The following is a 20,546-nucleotide window of genomic DNA, read 5'->3' as shown; positions in this document are numbered from 1 at the left end:
GTGAACGCGTTTGCCGCACGACCGAACGGCGGAGCACAGGTCGGGCGCGGGGAGCGAGCGTCAGCCGCGGGCGAGGATCTGGCCGACCGCGGTGGCCTTGTCGCCCAGCATGGCGCGCAGCCGCAGCGCGATGTCCTCGGGGTCGTCGGTCGAACCGAAGGGCTGCGCGACCTGGTCGGGCACCGCGTCGATGCTGGCCTGCAGGCTGGTCAGATCCTGCTGGAGCTGCGCCTTGGTGGCCTCGTCGACGCTGCCGACCGCGGTGGCGAGGGCCTTGACCGCGCCGGTCATCCAGTTGGCCCAGACGTGCAGCGGCACCCGACCCTCGCCGGTGGGGTTGGGGATCGCCACCGACGTGGTGTAGTGCGCGTCGCGGAGCTGCTGCGCCTGCTGGGGGGTCATCTCGTTGTACTCCGATCTGGCCTGCCAGGCCGCGAGGGACTCCCCGCGCAGCACGGACAGGACGCCGTCGAGTGCGGACCAGTCCTCACAGAACTGCCTGATGATCGAAAGGTGGATGTGCCACAGGTGGCTCTCGTCGCGACCCGGGTCGGGTCCCGCGTCGGCGCCCACCCCGAGCGGCCGCCCGCCGGTGAGCACGTAGCAGTAGACGCCGTGGTTGTCCTTCGTGCCGATGAACTCGCGCAGCACCGGCCCGCGCGGGCTGTACAGGCGCGGGTCGCGGGACCGTGCGGCGCTGTCCAGCCGCCCCGTGTACCGGCGCATCGCGGCGTCCGACAGGCTCAGGTCGATCGCCGACGCCATCACTCCGGAACCCCGGCGGTCGGCGGTGACGTCACCCACCGAGTAGTCGGACGACGACAGCGCGTTGCGATAGTTGTGGTACCCGGGCTTCGCCGCGTACACGCCGCCGAGCAGGGCGGACGGCTCGATGCGGTCGAAGTCCGTCCACAGTCGCCAGATCGCGGCGGAGATGCGAGCCGGATTGGGGTTGCTGGCCAGGATCGTGTACTCGTCGGTGTCCACATCGGCCTCGGCGGCGGCCGCCGCGACGACGGCCGGCTCGGGCAGGGCGAGCACGTCGTACTCCTCACCCAGGGCGAGGCTCACCGCCAGGTCGTCGGCGAGCGGCTGTGCCTGCGGGTCGCGGACGTGGAAGGCGTCGTCGCGCCGGTCGTAGAACCACGCCCGCCCGGAGGGCTTGTCACCCAGGAGGAAACCGCCGGGGTTGCGGATGGTCCGCAGTTGACCGTCCAGTGGGCCGCCATGGCAGCGTCCCTCTTGCACGGTGCCGCTCCCTTCCTCGACGGGGGAATCGTAGGGTCGGGTCATGACCACCGACGACCAAGCCGGTTGGCACAGGCGTCGGCGCCACGCGGTCACCGTACACGCCGCCGCGGAGGAGCGCCGGAGAGCGGTGGAGATCTCGCAGGCCCGGGCGCTGGTGGCCGACTTCGTGCGCCGGGCCCGGGCGCGTGATCTGCCGACGCAGCCGTTGGTGGCGCGCGCGTACAGCGGCCGAGGGCGGTACCGGACCGGCCTGCGCGGCTGGTACCTGAAAGCCGACCGGTCGATGGCCGTCGCCGAGGACGGCACCTTCCACCTGCTCACCGTGCCGGCCAGCCTGCGCGCGCGGCTGACCGGGATCACCCTCCCGGGTGACGACCCGCCGCTCGTGGTCGGCCGGGGCGGCAAGGACGGCGAGTCGGTCCCCCTCGCCACCCTCCTCGAACGGGTCCTGAGCAGCGAATAGAAGGTGTCCGGGGCGTTTTCGGAAACGGACATGTACGTCCGGCGTCCCCTAGGGGTATCAGGCGCGGAAGCCGGTGCGTATCGACGATGTGCGACCGGCGCGAACCGGCGCAACATGTAGCCGGATCGTAGGCGCGTGTCCACGGGGGGACTCATGACCAGAAACTTCGCCGGGCTGCTCACCGGCCGGCGGACGAAATATCTCATCATCGTGTTCTGGCTGGCCGTGGTCGCGCTGGCCGGGCCGCTCGCCGGCAAGCTGACCAGCGTGCAGGACAACCAGGCGCGGTCCTGGCTGCCGGGCAGTGCCGAGTCGACCCAGGTGCTCGACAAGCAGGCCGCCTTCTCCTCGCCGGACATGCTCCCGGCCGTGGTCGTCTACGAGCGCCAGTCCGGGCTGACCGACGCCGACAAGACGAAGGTGGCCGGCGACGCCCAGCGGTTCGGGCAGCTCGGCGACCTCGACGGCCCGGTGCAGGGCCCGGCGTTCGCGCAGGACCAGAAGGCGGCCCAGATCTACGTGCCGCTCAACCTCGGCCCCGAGGGCTGGGACCGGGCCGGCTCGATCGTCGACTCGATGAAGGCGACCGCGGAGGAGGGCGCCAACGGGCTCGACGTGCACATCACCGGCCCCGCCGGCAGCGCCGCCGACTCGGCCGAGGCGTTCGAGGGCATCGACAGCACGCTGCTGTACGCGGCGGCCTCGGTGGTCATCGTGATCCTGCTGTTCACGTACCGGAGTCCGGTGCTCTGGCTGCTCCCGGTCATCTCCGCCGGCGTGGCGCTGACCGCCTCCCAGGCCGTGATCTACCTGCTCGCCAAGCACGCCGGCCTCACCGTCAACGCGCAGAGCGCGGGCATCCTGACGGTGCTGGTGTTCGGCGCGGGCACCGACTACGCGCTGCTGCTGGTCGCCCGATATCGGGAGGAGCTGCGCCGCCACCACGACCGGCACGAGGCGATGGCGGTCGCCCTGCACCGGGCCGGCCCGGCGATCATCGCGAGCGCGGCCACCGTGGCGATCGGCATGATCTGCCTGCTCTTCGCCGAGACCAACTCCACCCGCGGCCTCGGCCCGGTCGCCGCGATCGGCATCGTGGTCGGCCTCGCGGCCATGCTCACGCTGCTCCCGGCGCTGCTGGTCACGGTCGGCCGGTGGATCTTCTGGCCGGTACGCCCGAAGGAGGGCACGGCCGAGCCGAGCACGAACGGCCTCTGGGCCAAGGTCGGCGCCCGGATCGCCCACCGCCCCCGCACCACGTGGGTCGGCACCAGCGTGGTGCTCGCCGTCATGGCGATCGGCCTGGTCCAGCTGAACGCGACCGGCCTGACCAACAAGGAGTCGTTCCGCGGCAACCCGGACTCGATCGTGGGCGAGGAGGTGCTGGCCCGGCACTTCCCGGCCGGCGTGGGCAGCCCGGTCGCGGTGGTCAGCGACGCGGCGCGGGCCGGCGAGGTGCGCACCGCCTTCGCCGGTACCCCGGGCATCGAGCCGTCGTCCGTCCGCGAGCCCGTGGTCCGCGGCGGGGTGGCCTACCTGGAGGGCACGCTCACCGCGCCCCCGGACAGCCCGGCGGCGTACGACACGGTCGATCGGGTACGCGACCGCGTGCACGCGCTGCCCGGCGCGAACGCCCAGGTCGGCGGCCAGACCGCGATCAACCTCGACCTCCAGCGCGCGGCCCGGCACGACCGCAACCTGATCATCCCGATCGTGCTGCTCGTGGTGCTGGTGATCCTGGGCCTGCTGCTGCGGGCGATCGTCGCGCCGCTGGTGCTGGTCGCGACCGTGGTGCTCTCGTTCGGCGCGGCGCTGGGCGTGAGCGCGCTGGTCTTCCGGCACGTGTTCGGGTTCGGCGGCGCCGACAGCTCGCTGCCGCTGTTCGTCTTCGTGTTCCTGGTCGCGCTCGGCATCGACTACAACATCTTCCTGATGACCCGGGTACGCGAGGAGGCCGCGCGCCACGGCACGAGGAGGGCCGCGCTGATCGGCCTGGCGGCCACCGGCGGCGTGATCACGTCGGCGGGCGTGGTGCTCGCCGGCACGTTCGCGGTGCTGGCCACGCTGCCGTTGACGGCGTTCGCGGAGATCGGGTTTGCGGTGGCGTTCGGCGTCCTGCTCGACACGATCGTGGTGCGGGCAGTGCTGGTGACCGCGCTCAACCTCGACCTCGGCCGGCACATGTGGCACCCGAGCAAGCTGGCGAAGGTGCCCGACGCGCTCCCGGCCACCGCGGCGCCGGCGCCCGAGCCCGCGGTGCGCTCAGCCCCGTGACCCCCTTTGCCGTTGATCAGGGACTTGGTGGAGTGACGCGCCGGTCGACACGCCCACCAGCTCCCTGATCAACACGGCTGGAGGGTCCGGCGCGGCGGGCCAGTGCGCGGTTGTGGACCAGTGAGAGGGTGTTGACGGCGATGAAGACGCTGGCGTAATAGAGCATCGCGACATCGGTGAACGGCGACGAGAACGCGGCCTGATATGGCCCGAGACGCGCGTTTTCCGGAATGCGGTGCAATGCCACGGCGCCGATGCCGAGCAGTGAAAGGTAAACGGCGAGCGACAGTACGACGACGACCAACTGGAGGCGCCACCACCGCATGGCGGTGCGCGCCGTCGTACCGCGGCCCATGAGGTGGATGACCATCATGACGAGAAATATCGATTCGAGCAGGAGCAGCGCGATCGTGGTGACCCAGATCTCGCCGGCCACCGTCCTCATCAGCGTCATCTGCGCCCACTCGAACGCGTCGTGGTTGTCGCCGCAGGACGAGAGCGCCTCGCACTGCGCCCGGGTGTAGTCGGCGTCCGCGCTGGTCACGCCGAACGTGATGCGCGCGTGTCCGGCCGCGAAGCGGGGCAGGTAAACGATAAGGAAAAACAGCCAGAAGAGGAACTTGGCACCGACCAGGAGAAGGGTCCTGTCACGCATCGCCACCGGAATTTCTGTGATCTCGCAATCCGCCTTCGCCACGGGCCGGTGCCAGGTTGGCACAGCGAAGTGGCGCGCCGGCAACCATTGTCGGAATACCGTCCGATGTGTATCACCGGAAATCGCGTGACGCCGGACTCACCGGTGGCGTGATCGGGTCGAGCCGGTCGGCGGTCAGATTGATCACACCGTCGTGCTTTTCCAGCCGCCCCCGCACGATCAGCGCGGCACTGGTGCGGGCCACCTTCCGGTACCGCTGCCACAGCCCCGGCGAGCAGGTGACGTTGAGCATGCCGGTCTCGTCTTCGAGGTTTATGAACGTGATGCCGCCCGCGGTCGCCGGCCGCTGCCGGTGGGTGACGAGGCCGCCGACGCGCACCCGGGTGCCGCCGTCGATCAGGCCGAGCCGCGCGATCGGCACCGCGCCGGCCTCGTCGAGCTGGGCGCGGATGAAGCGGGCCGGGTGGCTCTCCGCCGACAGGCCGGTGGCCCACACGTCCGCGACGAGGCGCTCGACCGCGTCCATGCCGGGCAGCGTGGGTGGCGGGTTGGGGCTGTTGCCGGTGCCGGGGAGACGGTCCGGCCGTTCCTGGGCCGCGGCGCCGGCCGCCCACAGCGCCTCGCGGCGGGCCAGCCCGAAGCCGGCGAACGCGTCCGCGGTGGCCAGCGCCTCCATGTGCGCGGTGCTCAGGCCGACCCGGCGGGCCAGGTCGGCCATGTCCCGGTACGGCCCGGCGCCCTCCCGCTCCTCCTCGATCCGCTTCGCCAGGTCGTCGCCGATCGTGCGTACGTAGGACAGGCCCAGCCGGACGGCCGGACCGCCCATCCCCCACTGGTGCGGCGGTTCGAGCGGCTCGCTCCGCCACCGGGTGTCCGATGTGTACTCGAGCTTGGCCTTCGCCCCGCTCAGGTTGATGTCCGGCCGGCGCACCTCGACGCCGTGCCGCCGCGCGTCGTCGACCAGCGTCTGCGGCGAGTAGAAGCCCATCGGCTGGGCGTTGAGCAGCGCGGCCAGAAACGGTCCCGGGTGGTAGCGCTTGAGCCACGAGCTGGCGTACACGAGGTAGGCGAAGCTGATCGCGTGGCTCTCCGGAAAGCCGAAGCTGGCGAACGAGGAGAGCTTCAGGTACACGTCGTCGGCCACCGGGCCGGTGATGCCCCGCTCGGCCATGCCGGTGTAGAGCCGCTCCCGGAGCGCGGCCATCCGTTCGTCCGAGCGCTTCGAGCCCATGGCCCGGCGCAGCTGGTCGGCCTCGGTGCCGTCGAAGCCGGCCACGTCGATGGCGAGCTGCATGAGCTGCTCCTGGAAGAGCGGCACGCCGAGGGTCTTGGCGAGCGCGTTGGCCATTTTTGGATGTGGAGGCACGGCTTCCTCGATGCCCTTTTTGCGACGAATATAAGGATGTACCGACCCGCCCTGGATCGGCCCGGGGCGGATCAGTGCCACCTCCACGACCAGGTCATAGAACTTGCGCGGCTGGAGCCGTGGCAGGGTAGCCATCTGCGCCCGGGACTCGACCTGGAAGACGCCAACTGAGTCTGCGCGGCACAACATGTCGTAAATTTCGGGATCGGTGAGGTCCATCGCGCTCAGGTCGAGGTCGTCCTGGATCATGTCGTGCGCGTACCGGAGCGCCGACAGCATGCCGAGCCCCAGCAGGTCGAACTTGACGAGCCCGGCGATCGCGCAGTCGTCCTTGTCCCACTGCAGGACGGTGCGGTTTTCCATCCGGGCCCACTCCACCGGGCACACGTCGATCACCGGCCGGTCGCAGATCACCATGCCGCCGGAGTGGATGCCCAGGTGCCGTGGAAACGTCTGCAGCTCGTTGGCGAAGTCGACGACATCTCCCGGGATGTCGTCCACGTCGACCTTGGCGATGCTCCCCCACCGGTCGATCTGCTTGCTCCACGCGTCCTGCTGGCCGGGCGAGAAGCCGAACGCCTTGGCGATGTCACGCACCGCCGACCGCGGCCGGTACGAGATCACGTTGGCGACCTGGGCGGTGTGCGTGCGGCCGTACTTGTCGTAGACGTACTGGATGACCTTTTCGCGCTCGTCGGACTCGATGTCGACGTCGATGTCGGGCGGCCCGTCCCGCTCGCGGGCGAGGAAACGCTCGAAGAGCAGCCCGTGCTGTACCGCGTCGACGTTGGTGATGCCCAGCGCGTAGCAGACCGCCGAGTTGGCCGCCGATCCCCGCCCCTGGCAGAAGATCCTGTTGTCGATGCAGAACGTCACGATGTCGTGGACGATCAGGAAATAGCCGGGGAAGCCCAGCTCCTCGATCGTCCCCAGCTCCCGCTCCAGCTGCGCGTACGCCTCCGGGTTCGCCTCCCTCGGGCCGTACCGGCGCAGCGCCCCCGCCATGGTCAGGTGGCGCAGCCAGGTCATCTCGTCGTGGCCCTCCGGCACCTCCCAGGCGGGCAGGTTGGGGGCGACGAGCTGGAGGTCGAAGGCGAGCTCGCGGCCCAGCTCCGCGGCCCGGGCCACCGCGCCCGGGTAGCCCGCGAACCGGGCCGCCATCTCCTCGCCGCCGCGCAGGTGGGCGGTGGCCGCGGCGGGCAGCCAGCCGTCGATCTCGTCGAGGCTGCGCCGGGCCCGTACCGCCGCGAGGGCGGTGGCCAGCCGCCGCCGCTTGGGCGTGGCGTAGTGCACGTTGTTGGTAGCCACAGTGGACAGTCCCGCCGCGGCGGCCAGCTCGGCGAGGGCGTCGTTGCGGTCGCCGTCGGCCGGGTCACCGTGGTCGGTCAGCTCCACCAGCACGCGCCCGGGGTCGAACGCGGCCACCAGCCGGTCCAGCTCCGCGGCCGCCGCGGCCATCCCGCCGATCCGCAACGCCGCCGGTACGGTGCCCTTGCGGCACCCGGTCAGCACGACGACGTCTTTCAATGCCTTTCCCAGCTCCTCGATCGCGGGATAGACCGGGCGGCCCTTCTCCTTGCCGGCCAGCTGCGCCTGGCTGACGGTGCGGGCGATCTGCGCGTACCCGGCGGGGCCCCGGGCCAGCACCACCAGGTGCCGCCCGACCGGGTCGGGTTCGCCGTTTTGCGGGCCGGGCAGGCCGAGCGAGAGCTCCGCGCCGAAGATCGTGGGCAACTGGTGCGCGCGGGCCGCCTCGGCGAAGCGCACCACGCCGTAGAAGCCGTCGTGGTCGGTCACCGCGAGCGCGGTCAGCCCCAGCCGGGCCGCCTCCCGGGCCAGCTCCTCGGGGTGGCTCGCCCCGTCGAGGAAGCTGAAGTTGGTGTGGCAGTGCAGCTCCGCGTACGGCACGGCCCCCTCGGCGCGGACCAGCGCGGGCCCCTCGTACGGCGGCCGCTTGCGGCTCCAGGCCGGCGAGTCGCCGCCGTCGGCGTCCACCGCCAGCGGATCCACGACGTGCCTTCCGGAGAGCACCCGCTCCATCTCCGCCCAGGGGCGGGGCGGGTTACTGAACCCCATGGTCGCCTCCCTCCCGCCACCGGCGGCACCGCGGCTCGGTGGCCGCGCCCCGCGCCGAGCGGCACCGCACGGTGACGGCCGCGCCGGGCGCCAGGCGGCATCGCGGCTCAGTCATAGATCGCCTCCACGGACCAGACGCCGCCGGCGAGGGAGAGCAGCAGCCCCCAACCGCCGGGGAGGGCGACCTGGAAGCGGGCCCGGCGCCGCGACTCCTCCGCCGCCCACCAGCGCTCGTCCACCGGCCACGGCCCGACCCAGCCGATCACCTCGACCGCCCGCTCCCGCCCCCGCCGTTCCGGGCCGAACACGACGCGGGCCGGCGGCCCGCTGACCTCCAGCCGGCCACTCACCTCGACCGGTGCGCCGGCCGCGTCGTACACCATCACCCGCGCCGGCGCCGCCAGCACCTGCGCCGGCGCGGGGGCCGGGATGCGCCCCGGCCAGGGCGGCTGCCCGGGGCGGGCCGGCGTCCGCTCGTCGCCCCACGGGACCCACCGCACCTGGTCGTCCGGCGAACGCCCGCCGCCGAGCACCGCCGTGAGCACCGCCTCCGGCCCGAGGATGCCCTGCACCCGGTGCAGCGCCCGGTGCGCCCGGTCGCGCTCCTCGCCGGTCTCGCCCCACAGCCCCGGCTGGAGCCCCACGTGGGTGAGCACCCCTTCGGGGACCAGCCGCAGCCGTACGATCCCGGACACCGGCCGCTCCCGGCGCCCGGAGATCCACCCGTCGAGCTGCCACCGCACCCGGTCGGCGATGGCCGCCGCGGTGAGCAGACCGTCGTGCCGCCACACCCGGTGCAGCTCCTGGCCGTCGACGGTCACCGCTTCGATCGCCACCCGGGTACAGGCCAGCCCGTGGCCGGCGAGCCTTTCGTGCAGCCGCTCGGCCAGCGACCGCGCCGCGAACGCCGCCACGTCGACCCGGTCGAGCGGCTCGTCGTCGTACCGGTCGGTGACGTCGAGGTCGGGCGGCACGCGGCGGACCGCGAGCGGCCGGTGGTCACGCCCCGCCGCCAGCCGGTGCGCCAGCGCCGCGTCGAACCCGAACCGGGACAGGACGTCCGCGGCGGGCAGGGCCGCGAAATCACCGAGGGTACGCGCGCCGAGCCGCCGCAGCAGGTCCGTCAACTGTGGACGGTCGAGCGCCTCGACGGGGAGCCCGGCCAGGAACTCCCGGGTCTCCCCCCGCGGCACGATCCGCCCGGTGCGCGCCGCCAGCCCCGCCGCGAACACCCCGTCCGCGATCCCCACCTGGCTCTCCACCCCGCACGCCTCGGCGATCCGCTCGACGATCGCCTCGGCGGTACGCTCCTCGCCGCCGAAGTAACGCGCCGGCCCCTTGGCCGCCATCGCGCACGACCCCGGCCGCACCACCTCGACCCCGACCACCAGCTCCTCGACCGCCGCCACCACCGGCTCGAACGCCCGCGCGTCCCGATCCGGATCGTGCTCGACCACGGTCAGCCGCGGGCAGCGCCCCTGCGCCTCCCGCTTGCGCAGGCCGCGCTTCACTCCCTCCGCCCGGGCCGCCTCGGAGCAGGCGATCACACGGTTGGCCCGGACCACGGCGACCGGCCCGGTCGCCGGGATCCCCTCCACGAGGTCCAGGGCGACCACCGGCCAGTCGGGACACCAGACCAGCAACGTGCGCACGCCCGATCATAGAACAAATGTTCGAACAACTCATCGTAATCGGCAACCCGACTGGCGGGACCTCACCAACTCAGATCAACCGGTAGCGTCTCGCCGGTCACCCACCGTCAAACGACATCGCGGAGGGACGGTTGACGATCGACGGGTACGCCGACGAGTCCATCCGCGGCGCCTCCTTCATCCTCGCCTTGGCACTCATCCCCAGCCAGGCGAGGGCGGATGTCGATCGCACCGTCCGCTCGCTCCGGCTGCCCCGCCAGCGCCGGATTCACATGGTCGACGAACGCGACTCGCGCCGCCGGGAGGTGATCAGCACGATCGTCGGCCTGAGCGTCGTCCGAGGACTTGTCTACACCGCCCCGAGGCCGGTGTCCCGAGCCCGCCCCACCTGCCTGTCCACACTGGCCGACGACGCCTTACGGATGGGTGTGGGACGGCTGGTCCTGGACCGTGGCGAGGAGAATCAGAACCGGCGGGACCGGACCACGCTTCAGGCGACACTTACCAAGTCGGATGTGCGCTATCTGCACGCCCCGTCATGGGAGCACCCGGGGCTCCAGATCGCCGACATCATCGCCTGGGCATACGGGGCGGGTGGTGACTGGCGCCGGCGCATCTCACCGGTCGTCGACGGTGTCCAGCGAGTCGAGCCCTAGACCGACAAGGTCTGGATACGCGTAACCCGGCCCACCGATCGTCCGGTCGGGAGCCGGGTCCACTTCCCCCAGCTATTGCCGGGAGCCTCTCTCAGAGTACTCCACCCCTTGTGTCGATTCCAGTGGCCAGAAAGCCGTCAGCGGATCAGGGTGAGGGTGGCGCGGCGGCCGGTGGTGGCTGTCGCCGGCTCCACGTCGACTACGGCTACCACCGGGCGGCCGCCGGTGCCGGGCATCCAGACGGTGATCTCCTTGGGACGGGCGGCCGCGCCGCGGCCGCGGGCGAGGATCGTCACGCGGCGCTGGCGGAGGCGGCCGCGTCCCTCGCCCAGGCCTTCCCAGTCGCTGCGGACCACCTGGAGTGTCACGTCGGCGCCGTCCCACCGGCCGTACGGCACCAGGACGCTGCCCCGCTGCCGCGCGCGGGCGGCCAGGCGGCTGGTGATGGTGGCGGACACGCCACCGGGCACGGCGGTGACCACCACGTCGATGCCGTCGATCAGGGCGGCGACCACCGCGGCCCACTCCGGACCCGGGTTGGGCACCAGGGCCAGGCGGTCGAGCGCGATGCCGGCGTCGGCGGCGGCGACCGCGCCGAACGTGGGGATGCCGACCAGCGCGCACCACGAACCGGTCCGGGAGGCCTCCGCGATCAGCGCGAGCACCAGGGCGGAGGTGCCGCCGAGCGGGACGCCGGCCGGCTGCCCGCCCTCGGGGAGGGCGCCGGCCGCGACGGTGGTGCCCCGGCGCAGGCCGCCGCCGGGCAGGAGCACGCCGAGCGGGGGCACCACCGGCAGTACGCGGTGCCGCCCCGTGACGTCCGGGTCGCTGGCCGGCCGGACCAGCCCGGCCACGGTGGCGGACCGGAGAGTCGCCTGGCCCGCCATGGCCTGACTCGCTTTCCTGGTGCGCTGACGAGACGAACGGTGTGCGACGGACGGTCAGGCCGCGGCCAGCCCGTCCAGGGCGGGCTGGTGGGCCAGGCCGAGCGCGACCTCGACCACCGCCACGAACTGCTCGGCGGCGCGCAGCAGGTCGTCGGCCTCGCGGCTGGTGACCACGCGCGGGATGCCGGCCTGTGCCGCGGCGCGCTTGCTGGCGCCGGCGGCGAAGTAGGTGGCCCACTCGCGCAGCTCGGGCGCCACCATCAGCAGGAGCGTCCAGACGCTGGTGACCCGGTTGCGCCGGGTGGGCGCCGGCTGCGCGCGGGCGGCGAGCATGGCGGCCGCGGCGCGCAGGGCGGACAGGTGGGCGGCCGCGTATCGCAGGCCGTCGGGGCGGGTCTGCGCCGCCTCCTCCAGCCCGCGCCGGGCGAGAACGAGCAGCTCGGCGGGAGTGCGGTGCGGCAGCACGCCGGCGGGCACGGTGGGTGCCGGAGCGGTACTGGTCGGCATGGGAGTCTCTCCTCGGCAATGTCCTGTCGACGGCGCCGGCCGGGCGTGAACGCTTCCCCTCCTCACACCCGACCGGCTCGGCCGGCGAGGCCGTCGCTCGCCGCCCGGGGGTCGGGGGTGGCGAACGACGGTCCTGCCTGAGGGCCCGGACCCGCGAATGTCCGGGACCCGCACGCGGTCTCCGCGAACCGCCCTCGGATGGCGCGTCGCGAACCGCTCCACCCGAGTCGTTCGAACAATCGTTCGAACTACCAAGACAGTACACCTCGGCTACGACAAAAACGCAACGCTCGGCGGGCGCGCCGCCGGGCGGTATCGCGATGTAACGACCGATGGCGCCCAGTACCCTGACACGGGTGACGAGGAAGCCCGCGCTGGGAGTGGCCCTGGTGGTCGCCTCCGGCACGCTGTTCGCGATCAACGGGACCGTCTCCAAGCTGGTGCTGCGCGCCGGCATCGAGCCTGCCCAGCTGGCCTTTCTCCGGGCCGCCGGCGCCTTCCTCGGGCTGCTGGCGATCACGCTGCTGCTCGGCCACGGCCGCCGCCTCGCGGTCACCCGTCACGACCTGCCGCTCCTGGTCGGGTACGGGCTGGCCGGCTTCTTCCTCGTCCCGATGCTCTACTTCGTGGCGATCTCCCGGCTGCCGGTGGGCATCGGACTGCTGTTCGAGTTCACCGCGCCGCTCTTCGTCGCGCTCTGGGTGCGCTTCGGCCAGCGCCAGCCCGTGCGGCCGCGGCTGTGGGGCGGGTTCGCGCTCAGCCTCGCCGGGCTCGCCTGCGTCGCCGAGGTGTGGGGCGACCTTCGCCTCGACGGGCTGGGCGTGCTCGCCGGCCTCGGCGCGGCCGTGCTCCTCGCGCTCTACTACCTGCTCGGCGCGCGTGGTGTGGCGCGCCGGGACACGCTGTCGCTCACCACCTGGGCGTTCGGCTCCGCGGCCGTCGCCGGCCTGCTCACGCAGGCCGTCGCACCGGCGAACGGTGGCTGGGCGCCGCTCGCGGAGGCCACCTCCGGCGGGGTTCCGGTCGCGCTCCTGCTCGGGTACGTGGTGGTGCTCGGCTCGATCGTGCCGTACATGCTGATTGCCGCCGCGCTCCGGCACCTGCCGGCGACCAGCGTCGGCATCATCGGCATGGTCGAGCCGGTGTTCGCCTCGGCTGTGGCATGGATCACGCTCGGTGGCAGCGAGGCGCTCAGCGCGGCGCAGCTCGCCGGCGGCGCGCTCGTCCTGGCCGGCGTGGCCCTGGCCGAGACCGCCCGGGTCACGCCGCGAGCACCCGAGACGGCCGCCGCCGGGGAGAAAGCCGTCGCCGTTCCGGCCGGGTAGGCAGCAAGATGGTCGGCATGTCCACACACCCGAATGTGCGGCCTGTACACCCCAACGTGCAGGCTGTACAAGACGCCCTGCTCGGCGCCGACGCCCGCGACGGCTCCGGCCGACCCAGCGAGGTCCGGTTGCTGCCCGAGGCCGTACACACCGCTGCGGCGGCCGCGGCCGCGCTCGGCATCGAGGTGGGCCAGATCGCCAACTCGCTGGTCTTCGACGCCGACGGCGAGCCGCTGCTGGTACTCACCTCCGGCGCGCACCGGGTGGACACCGCCAAGGTCGCCGCCGACCTCGGCGTGGGCAAGCTCAAGCGGGCCACGCCCGACTTCGTCCGTACGCACACCGGCCAGGTCATCGGCGGGGTCGCGCCGCTCGGCCACCCCAAGCCGCTGCGCACGCTCGTCGACACCGCCCTGGAGCGGTACGGGGAGATCTGGGCCGCCGGCGGCGTACCCCAGGCGGTCTTCCCCACCACGTACGCCGAGCTGGTCCGGATCACCGCGGGGAGCCCGGCCGAGGTCGAGTAGAGCGGTGTTCGTGACGCTGCACGCGTGGCGGGTCCCCCGCCGTGTGGTGCCGCGCGCGCTGGCCCGCATCGCCCTCGACCGCCGCCGGCTCCGCGCCCTGCCCGGCGTCCGCTTCGCCAAGCTCCTCGGCACCGGTACCGGCGAGGGTTTCGGCCCCACGGACGCCGACCTGACCCGATACGCCGCTCTGGTGGTGTGGGCCGACGCCGGCTCGGCCGGCGGTTTCGCCGGCTCGCCGGTGGCCCGCGCCTGGGCCCGCCTCGCCACCGGCCAGGTGCGGATCGACCTGCGCCCGCTCGCCAGCCGGGGACGGTGGTCGGCGGCGGAGCCGTTCGGCACGCCCCGGGGCACCGCCGAGGGGACCGTGCTCGCGCTCACCCGCGCCCGGCTCCGGCCGCGCCGGGCGGTCACGTTCTGGCGCGCGGTACCGCCGGTCGCCGCCGCGGTGGCCACCGCGCCCGGGCTGCTCGCCCGCTTCGGCATCGGCGAGGCGCCGATCGGCTGGCAGGGCACGGTCAGCGTGTGGCGGAACACCGCAGACCTCCGCGAGTTCGCGTACCGTCACCCGGAGCACCGGGCGGCGATCCTCCGCACACCGGCCGAAGGGTGGTATGCGGAGGACCTGTTCGCCCGGTTCGCCGTACTGGACGTCATGGGCGACCGTAGGGTCGTGGGCTGGAACGACGGAGGGGAGCGCGGGCGCGCATGAGGTTGGTGCCGTGGATGCCGGACGACCTCACCAGGCGGCTGGACGACGTCGTCGCGGTGTACGGCGAGGCGATGGGCTACCGCGCCGAGCTGCTGGAGGCGCGGCGCGGATACATCGCCACCCACGCGCGGCGGCCCGGCTTCCGGGCGGTCGCCACGCTCACCCGCGACGGCCACCTGGTCGGCTTCGGGTACGGGTACACGTCCGCCAGCGGGCAGTGGTGGCACGACCAGGTGCGCGGCGCGCTGACCGAGGAGGCGCGCAAGAGCTGGCTGACCGACTGCTTCGAGGTGGTCGAGCTGCACGTCCGCCCGCCGGCGCAGGGGCACGGCGTGGGTGCCCGCCAGCTGCGCGCGCTGCTGCGCATGGCCACCGGCGCCACCACGCTGCTGTCCACCCCCGAGGCCGACGAGTCGGCGTCCCGGGCCTGGCGGCTGTACCGGCGCTTCGAGTTCGTCGACGTGCTGCGCGACTTCCGCTTCCCCGGCGACGAGCGGGCGTTCGCGGTGCTAGGACGGCAGCTCCCCCTCCCCTCGTGAGACGGTGTGATCGCGCGTCGGACCGCCGGCGTAGCGAAGCGGAGCGGCGGTTCGACGACGAGGCCCTAGGTAGGCATCTGCCCTGGGTGCCGCTGGGCGGGCTCGTCCTCGTACAGGTCGGCTACCCGCTCACCGGCGGCACCGCCCGGGCCGCCGTCACCGTGGCGGCGGTGCTGCTCGGGTACGCCGCCTCGGTCGGGCACGCGCTGCTCACCCGCGGACCCCGGGCGGCCGCCCGGCTCGTGGTGGTGACCACCGGCGGCGGCTTCGCGGTCGAGGCGCTCGGCGTGGCGACCGGGTTCCCGTTCGGCGCGTACGCCTACTCCGGCGACCTCGGCCCCCGCGTGGCCGGCGTGCCCTGGGTCGTGCCGCTGGCCTGGACCTGGATGGCCTGGCCGGCCTGGCTCGCCGCGGTACGGGTCACCCGCTCCGGGCCGGGCCGGGTGGCGCTCGCCGGGCTCGGGCTCGCCGCCTGGGACCTCTTCCTCGACCCGCAGATGGTCGCCGCGGGGTACTGGACCTGGGACGACCCGCACCCCGCCCTGCCCGGCGTCCCCGGCGTACCGGCCGGCAACTACCTCGGCTGGCTCGCGGTGGCGCTGGTGATGGCCGTCCTCGTCCGGTCCACCGCCGCCGGTCCGGGGCCGGACGACGCGCCGATGTACGCGCTCTACCTGTGGACGTACGCCGCCAGCGTCCTGGCCCACGCGGTCTTCCTGGACCTGCCCGGCTCGGCGCTGTGGGGCGCGCTGGGCATGGGCGTGCTGGCCGTCCCGCTGGCGGTGGCATGGCGCCGATGACCTGGCTCCTGGTCGCGGTCGTGGCCGCACTCACCGTTCACACCGTGGTCAACGCGCGGCTGCTGCGCCGACCCGCGATGGTATCCACAGTGGACGAACATGTCGCCGTCCTGCTGCCGGTACGGGACGAGGCCGCCCGGGTCGAGCCGTGCCTGCGGGCGCTGAAGGCACAGCAGGGCGTGCCGCGGCTGGAGGTGATCGTGCTGGACGACGGCTCCACGGACGGCACCGCCGACCTGGTACGCGCGCACGGCCTCCGGGTCGAGCCGGGCGCTCCCCTGCCGCCGGGCTGGCTCGGCAAGCCGTACGCCTGCCACCAGCTCGCCGCGCTCGCGCCGCGGGCCACCGCGCTCGTCTTCGTGGACGCCGACGTGGTGCTCGCCCCGCACGCCGTGGCCGCCGCCGTCGGCGAGCTCCGGGCCGCCCGGGTGGACCTGCTCACCCCGTACCCGAGGATCGTGGCCGCCACGGCCGGCGAGCGGCTGGTGCAGCCGCTGCTGCAGTGGTCGTGGCTCACGTTCCTGCCGCTGCGCGCGATGGAACGCTCGCCGCGCCCCGCGCTGGCTGCGGCGGGCGGGCAGTTCCTGGTCGCGGACCGGGCCGGGTACGAACGGGCGGGCGGCCACGCGGCCGTGCGCGACCAGGTGCTGGAGGACGTGGCGCTGGCCCGCGCGGTCAAGCGGTCCGGCGGGCGGATCGCGCTCGCCGACGGGTCCGCGCTGGCCACCTGCCGGATGTACACGGGGTGGCGGGAGCTGGCGGACGGCTACACGAAGTCGCTGTGGGCCGCCGTCGGCTGGCCGGTCGCGCTGCTCCTGCTCGCCCTGTACACGCTGCCCCCGCTGCTGGTCACGGTCATGCCGGCGGCCGGTCTGTGCGCGTACCTGATGGGGGTTTCGGGTCGGGTGGTGGCGGCCCGGGCGACCGGGGGTCGGGCCTGGCCGGACGCGGCGGCCCACCCGGTTTCGATCGTGGTGTTCGCCTGGCTGGTGCTGCGGTCGCACCGCGAGCGGCGCAGGGGCCGGCTGGTCTGGCGCGGCCGGAGGGTGCCGTGAGCGAGCGTTGCGAGCGAACCGTCGAACGCGGCGTCTCGCGGCCGCCCGCGGCGAAGCGAGGACGGCCGTGAACGTGGTCGTGGTGGGCGCGGGCGTCGGCGGGCTCGCGGTCGCGGCGCGGCTGGCCGCCGCCGGGCACGCGGTGACGGTGCTGGAGCGGTCCGAGGCGGTGGGCGGCAAGCTGGGCCGGTACGCGCGGGACGGCTTCGTCTTCGACACCGGCCCCAGCCTGCTGACGCTGCCGGAGGTATTCGGCGACCTGCTACTTGGCCCCTTCCGCTCGCGACCCGGCGAGAAGGGCTGGAAGACGGTCGAGCCGGTGCCGCTGGATCCGATCGTGCGGCACCGCTTCGCGGACGGCACGGTGCTCGACTCCGGCCGCGATCCGGACGCATTCGCCGCCCGGGTCGGCGCGGCGCTCGGCCCGGCCGCGGCCGCGGAGTGGGCGGTGCTGTGGCGGCGCGCCGGGCGGATCTGGGACACCTCGTGGCGGCACGTGCTGCGCACCCCGCTCTCGCCGGCGCGGCAGGCCTGGCGGCTGCGCGACCTCTGGGCGATCCGCCCCGGCCAGTCGCTGCGCGGCGTGGGGGTGCGCGACCCGCGGCTGCGGATGTTCGTGGAACGGTACGCGACGTACGCCGGCGCCGACCCCCGCCGGGCGCCCGCGGCGCTGCTCGCCGCGGCGTACGCGGAGCTGGCCTTCGGCGGCTGGTACCTGCCCGGCGGCCTCGCCACGCTCGCCGGCGCGCTGCTCTCCCGCTGCCTGGACCTGGGCGTGGTGGTCCAGTTCGGCACCGCGGTCACCGCCGTCGACGCGGCGGGCGGGCGGGTCCACGGGGTACGGGCCGGGCGCGAGCGGATCCCCGCCGACGCGGTCGTGACCGACATCGACGCCGGCGACGTCTACCGCGACCTGCTCCCGACGCCACGCCGCCTGGCCCGGCTGGCTGACCGCAGCCTCGCCGGCTTCGTGCTGCTGCTGGGGGTACGCGGGGATTCGGGTCTCGCGCACCACAACGTGTACTTCCCCGAGGACTACGACGCCGAGTTCGACGCCGTCTTCGGCGATCCGGGCCGGGGTGTGCGGGCCCGCCCGGCCCCCGACCCGACCGTGTACGTGACGGTGGCCGCCGACCCGCTGGTCCGGCCGGCCGGGCACGAGGCGTGGTTCGTGCTGGTCAACGCCGCCCGCCAGGGCACCGCCCCGGACGCGGTGGACTGGCGCCGGCCGGGGCTCGCCGAGGCGTACGCGGACCGGATCCTGGACGTGCTGGAGAGCCGGGGCGTACCGGTCCGCGACCGGCTGGTGTTTCGCGAGGTGCTGCTCCCCGGCGACCCGATCTACGGTACGGCCGGCTCGCTGCGGCGCCCGGCCAACCGCGGGCCGGTCGAGGGCATGTACCTGGTCGGCGGCTCGGTCCACCCGGGCGGCGGCCTCCCGCTGGTCGCGCTCGGCGCCGAGATCGTCGCTTCGGCGCTCCTCTCGCGCGGTTGACCCGTGCCCGCGGGGGCCGCGTACGGGGACCGCTCCGGTCAGCGGAGCACGCGGTGGACGGCGGCCAGCAGTTGGAGGAGGCCGACCAGGGCCAGCAGCACCCAGACCGCCGCCACCACCGTGATCGTGCCGGCGGGCAGGTCGGTCTGTACCGCCTCGGCCGCGCCGGCCAGCAGCAGGCCCAGGAAGGCCACCGCGACCCGCGTGGGGCGCTCACCGACCGTGACCGCGCCGATGTCGCGCATGCCGGCGGCGACCACCCGGGCGCGGACGTACTCGTGCAGCCAGGACAGGCCGGCGGCCGCCACCACCAGCATGCCCGGCGCCCCCACCAGCCAGAACGCGACCAGCCAGGCCGCCTCGCCCAGGCGGTCGGCGAGCGAGTCGTAGAGGTAGCCGAGCCGGGTGGCCCGGCCGGAGACCACGGCGGTGGCGCCGTCGGCGCTGTCGGCCATCGCGGCGAGCAGCACGAACACGGCGGCCAGGGCGGGGCGGTCGGCCAGCAGCGGCACCGAGACACACAGCAGCAGGCCGGCGAACGTGACGGCGGCCGGCGGGATGCGGACCCGGGCCAGGCCGCGGCCGATCACGTACGACACGCGCAGCCACCCGCGCACCAGCCGGCCGGCCTTGCGCGGGTCGAAGCCGCCGTGCAGCCGGGCCCACCCGGTCGCGTACTCGTCCCAGCCCAGCCGGCCCTGTCCCACCTTCGGATCAACCGCCCCGCGGGCCGATCAGACGCGGGCGCCGACCGGAAGGTTTTGCCAGACCTCGCGGGTCGCGGTCGAGCGGTTGAGCGTGATGAAGTGGATGCCCGGCACGCCCTCGTCGAGCAGCCGCGCGCACATCTCGCTGCACTGCTCGACGCCGAGCCGCCGCACCGCCTCGGCGTCGCCGGCGATCCGCTCGAAGCGCTCCAGCAGCGCGGGCGGGAAAGGCGCGCCGGAGAGCTGCTCGGACCGCTCGATCGTGGCCATCCGGGTGACCGGCATGACGCCGGGCACGATCGGGGTGTCGCAGCCGGCGGCGGCCACCCGGTCGCGCAGGCGCAGGTAGTCGTCGGCGTCGAAGAACATCTGGGTGATCGCGAAGTCGGCGCCGGCCCGGCACTTTTCCACGAACCGGGCGGTGTCGGCGGCGATGTCGGACGAGCGGGGGTGCTTGTAGGGGAACGCGGCCACGCCCACGCAGAAGTCGCCGGACTCCTTGACGAGCCGGACCAGGTCGGCCGCGTACATGACGCCGTCGGGGTGCCGCACCCACTCGCCCATCGGGTCGCCCGGCGGGTCGCCGCGGACGGCCAGCACGTTACGCACGCCGGCGCCGGCCAGCCGGCCGATCACGTGGCGCAGCTCGGCGACCGAGTGGTTGACCGCGGTGAGGTGGGCCATGGGCAGCAGCGTGGTCTCGGTGGCGACCCGCTCGGTCACGGCGACGGTGGTGTCGCGGGTGGTGCCGCCCGCCCCGTAGGTGATCGAGACGAACGAGGGCCGCAGCGGCTCCAGCTCGCGGATGGCCTGCCAGAGCAGCGGCTGCCCCTCGGCCGTCTTGGGCGGGAAGAACTCGAACGAGAACGTCGGCGTGGGGCCGGCGACAAGGTCACCGACCGACGGCTGGGAGCCACCGGGAAGGACGGAGGGGAGACCGAGTGCCACCCAGTGACTGTATCGGTATCGGCCGGTCCGCAGTCGGGCCGTCTCAGAGCGTGGCGGTGACCTGCGGCGGGACGGGACGTGGATCTTGCGGGCGGAAAACGTCGTACGTGGGCGGTAGAAAGGGGGTCGCTTGGGACGGGTGGCCGCTCCCGCCTCGCGAGAGTCATTGGCCGGGAGCGGCGCCCGAGGGGGTAACGGGGGCGTCCGGCGGCGCCCGGGGGTCGGGTGCTGCCGGACGGCCGAGGGGTCGGCACGGTTCGTTTAGGAGGTCGTGACACTCGAGGGGGCTCAGATACGCCGTGTCTGAGGGACGCACCGCCCAGGATCCGGGCGGAACGCCATCGTCATCCACCGCGCCCGCTTCACTGGGCGCCCTGTTGGCCGCGCTCCGGCTGGGGCGTGGCTGGTCGCAGCTGCGCGTGGCCGAGCAGCTCACCGCGGCCGCCGGCCTGCACACCGTGAGCCGGCACGAGGTCAGCCGCTGGGAGCGCGGCGAGCGGGTCCCCGGCGACTTCTGGCTGAGCTGGCTCGCGGTCGTGCTCGACGTGCCGGGCGGCGAGCTGTCGGTGGCCGCCGAGGCCGCCCGCCGGCGCCCCGGCCGCCGGGCCGCACCCGCACCGGCATCCGTCGAGGGCCAGGCCGACCTGCTGCGCC

The 20,546-nt window shown here is 73.9% G+C and carries 19 protein-coding genes; 11 read left to right on the top strand and 8 right to left on the bottom strand.

From position 1 onward, the window contains the following. Window positions 1–60 precede the first annotated feature (60 nt). Window positions 61–1,248, bottom strand: coding sequence for a hypothetical protein (locus RB614_RS15460; RefSeq protein ID WP_308713185.1), 1,188 nt, complete (start codon window positions 1,246–1,248; stop codon window positions 61–63). A 43-nt stretch (window positions 1,249–1,291) separates the two neighbouring features. Here RB614_RS15460 and RB614_RS15455 point away from each other — a divergent pair, with 43 nt between their 5' ends. After that, window positions 1,292–1,714 (top strand): hypothetical protein, encoded by a 423-nt coding sequence (locus RB614_RS15455; RefSeq protein WP_308713184.1) that lies wholly within the window; start codon window positions 1,292–1,294, stop codon window positions 1,712–1,714. Between the two features lie 153 nt (window positions 1,715–1,867). Beyond that, on the top strand, window positions 1,868–3,988 hold the full coding sequence (locus tag RB614_RS15450; protein ID WP_308713183.1) for an MMPL family transporter: 2,121 nt from the start codon (window positions 1,868–1,870) through the stop codon (window positions 3,986–3,988). A gap of 16 nt (window positions 3,989–4,004) precedes the next feature. On the opposite strand, the gene RB614_RS15445 is transcribed toward RB614_RS15450, so the two are convergent. The 3 genes from RB614_RS15445 to RB614_RS15435 form a co-directional block, all read right to left on the bottom strand. Next, a complete protein-coding gene (locus RB614_RS15445; RefSeq protein ID WP_308713182.1) occupies window positions 4,005–4,685 on the bottom strand; it encodes a hypothetical protein in 681 nt (226 codons plus the stop codon). Between the two features lie 70 nt (window positions 4,686–4,755). Continuing rightward, window positions 4,756–8,085, bottom strand: coding sequence for an error-prone DNA polymerase (locus RB614_RS15440; RefSeq protein WP_308713181.1), 3,330 nt, complete (start codon window positions 8,083–8,085; stop codon window positions 4,756–4,758). A gap of 107 nt (window positions 8,086–8,192) precedes the next feature. Next, entirely contained in the window at window positions 8,193–9,737 is a 1,545-nt protein-coding gene (locus RB614_RS15435; protein ID WP_308713180.1) for a DNA polymerase Y family protein, read from the bottom strand. A 131-nt stretch (window positions 9,738–9,868) separates the two neighbouring features. Here RB614_RS15435 and RB614_RS15430 point away from each other — a divergent pair, with 131 nt between their 5' ends. Then, window positions 9,869–10,393, top strand: a complete 525-nt coding sequence (locus tag RB614_RS15430) for a DUF3800 domain-containing protein (protein WP_308713179.1) — start codon at window positions 9,869–9,871, stop codon at window positions 10,391–10,393. Between the two features lie 137 nt (window positions 10,394–10,530). Here RB614_RS15430 and RB614_RS15425 read toward each other — a convergent pair whose 3' ends face one another. Further along, window positions 10,531–11,280: a hypothetical protein gene (locus RB614_RS15425; protein WP_308713178.1), complete on the bottom strand. Its 750-nt coding sequence runs from the start codon at window positions 11,278–11,280 to the stop codon at window positions 10,531–10,533. Between the two features lie 54 nt (window positions 11,281–11,334). Further along, entirely contained in the window at window positions 11,335–11,787 is a 453-nt protein-coding gene (locus RB614_RS15420) for an SAV_6107 family HEPN domain-containing protein (RefSeq protein WP_308713177.1), read from the bottom strand. A gap of 356 nt (window positions 11,788–12,143) precedes the next feature. On the opposite strand from RB614_RS15420, the gene RB614_RS15415 reads away from it, so the two are divergent. From RB614_RS15415 to RB614_RS15385, 7 genes are all read left to right on the top strand, one after another. Next, window positions 12,144–13,112, top strand: a complete 969-nt coding sequence (locus tag RB614_RS15415) for an EamA family transporter (protein ID WP_308713176.1) — start codon at window positions 12,144–12,146, stop codon at window positions 13,110–13,112. A 17-nt stretch (window positions 13,113–13,129) separates the two neighbouring features. Then, window positions 13,130–13,639, top strand: coding sequence for a YbaK/EbsC family protein (locus RB614_RS15410; protein WP_428983013.1), 510 nt, complete (start codon window positions 13,130–13,132; stop codon window positions 13,637–13,639). Window positions 13,640–13,643: 4 nt separating this feature from the next. Then, window positions 13,644–14,348, top strand: coding sequence for a monooxygenase (locus RB614_RS15405; protein ID WP_308713175.1), 705 nt, complete (start codon window positions 13,644–13,646; stop codon window positions 14,346–14,348). After that, window positions 14,345–14,887: a GNAT family N-acetyltransferase gene (locus tag RB614_RS15400; protein WP_308713174.1), complete on the top strand. Its 543-nt coding sequence runs from the start codon at window positions 14,345–14,347 to the stop codon at window positions 14,885–14,887. Before RB614_RS15405 ends, RB614_RS15400 begins: the two co-directional genes overlap by 4 nt. A gap of 77 nt (window positions 14,888–14,964) precedes the next feature. After that, window positions 14,965–15,687, top strand: coding sequence for a carotenoid biosynthesis protein (locus tag RB614_RS15395; RefSeq protein WP_308713342.1), 723 nt, complete (start codon window positions 14,965–14,967; stop codon window positions 15,685–15,687). Beyond that, window positions 15,684–16,742: a glycosyltransferase family 2 protein gene (locus RB614_RS15390; RefSeq protein WP_308713173.1), complete on the top strand. Its 1,059-nt coding sequence runs from the start codon at window positions 15,684–15,686 to the stop codon at window positions 16,740–16,742. Before RB614_RS15395 ends, RB614_RS15390 begins: the two co-directional genes overlap by 4 nt. A 67-nt stretch (window positions 16,743–16,809) precedes the next feature. Next, window positions 16,810–18,237, top strand: coding sequence for a phytoene desaturase family protein (locus RB614_RS15385; protein WP_308713172.1), 1,428 nt, complete (start codon window positions 16,810–16,812; stop codon window positions 18,235–18,237). Between the two features lie 38 nt (window positions 18,238–18,275). Here RB614_RS15385 and RB614_RS15380 read toward each other — a convergent pair whose 3' ends face one another. Together RB614_RS15380 and metF are read right to left on the bottom strand one after the other, a co-directional pair. Further along, window positions 18,276–18,944 carry a CDP-alcohol phosphatidyltransferase family protein gene (locus RB614_RS15380; protein WP_308713171.1) on the bottom strand — a complete coding sequence of 223 codons (669 nt, stop codon included), beginning with the start codon at window positions 18,942–18,944 and terminating at the stop codon, window positions 18,276–18,278. A gap of 27 nt (window positions 18,945–18,971) precedes the next feature. Further along, on the bottom strand, window positions 18,972–19,892 hold the full coding sequence (metF, locus tag RB614_RS15375) for a methylenetetrahydrofolate reductase [NAD(P)H] (protein ID WP_308713170.1): 921 nt from the start codon (window positions 19,890–19,892) through the stop codon (window positions 18,972–18,974). A gap of 377 nt (window positions 19,893–20,269) precedes the next feature. On the opposite strand from metF, the gene RB614_RS15370 reads away from it, so the two are divergent. Further along, window positions 20,270–20,546, top strand: a 277-nt coding sequence (locus RB614_RS15370; protein ID WP_308713169.1) for a helix-turn-helix domain-containing protein, incomplete at its 3' end; no start/stop codon positions are given.

It is taken from the genome of Phytohabitans maris (assembly GCF_031085175.1).
GTDB classification, from domain to species: domain Bacteria; phylum Actinomycetota; class Actinomycetes; order Mycobacteriales; family Micromonosporaceae; genus Phytohabitans; species Phytohabitans maris.
The sequence above is the reverse complement of the archived record's forward strand: the minus strand, read 5'-3'. Positions and strand labels throughout refer to the sequence as shown.

What these genes read in the sequence shown, in the direction of transcription:
- RB614_RS15455 (WP_308713184.1), top strand. Translation starts at nt 1,292, where the DNA reads ATGACCACCGACGACCAAGCCGGTTGGCACAGGCGTCGGCGCCACGCG.
- RB614_RS15450 (WP_308713183.1), top strand. Translation starts at nt 1,868, where the DNA reads ATGACCAGAAACTTCGCCGGGCTGCTCACCGGCCGGCGGACGAAATAT.
- RB614_RS15440 (WP_308713181.1), bottom strand. Translation starts at nt 8,085, where the DNA reads ATGGGGTTCAGTAACCCGCCCCGCCCCTGGGCGGAGATGGAGCGGGTG.
- RB614_RS15425 (WP_308713178.1), bottom strand. Translation starts at nt 11,280, where the DNA reads ATGGCGGGCCAGGCGACTCTCCGGTCCGCCACCGTGGCCGGGCTGGTC.
- RB614_RS15420 (WP_308713177.1), bottom strand. Translation starts at nt 11,787, where the DNA reads ATGCCGACCAGTACCGCTCCGGCACCCACCGTGCCCGCCGGCGTGCTG.
- RB614_RS15410 (WP_428983013.1), top strand. Translation starts at nt 13,130, where the DNA reads ATGTCCACACACCCGAATGTGCGGCCTGTACACCCCAACGTGCAGGCT.
- RB614_RS15400 (WP_308713174.1), top strand. Translation starts at nt 14,345, where the DNA reads ATGAGGTTGGTGCCGTGGATGCCGGACGACCTCACCAGGCGGCTGGAC.
- RB614_RS15390 (WP_308713173.1), top strand. Translation starts at nt 15,684, where the DNA reads ATGACCTGGCTCCTGGTCGCGGTCGTGGCCGCACTCACCGTTCACACC.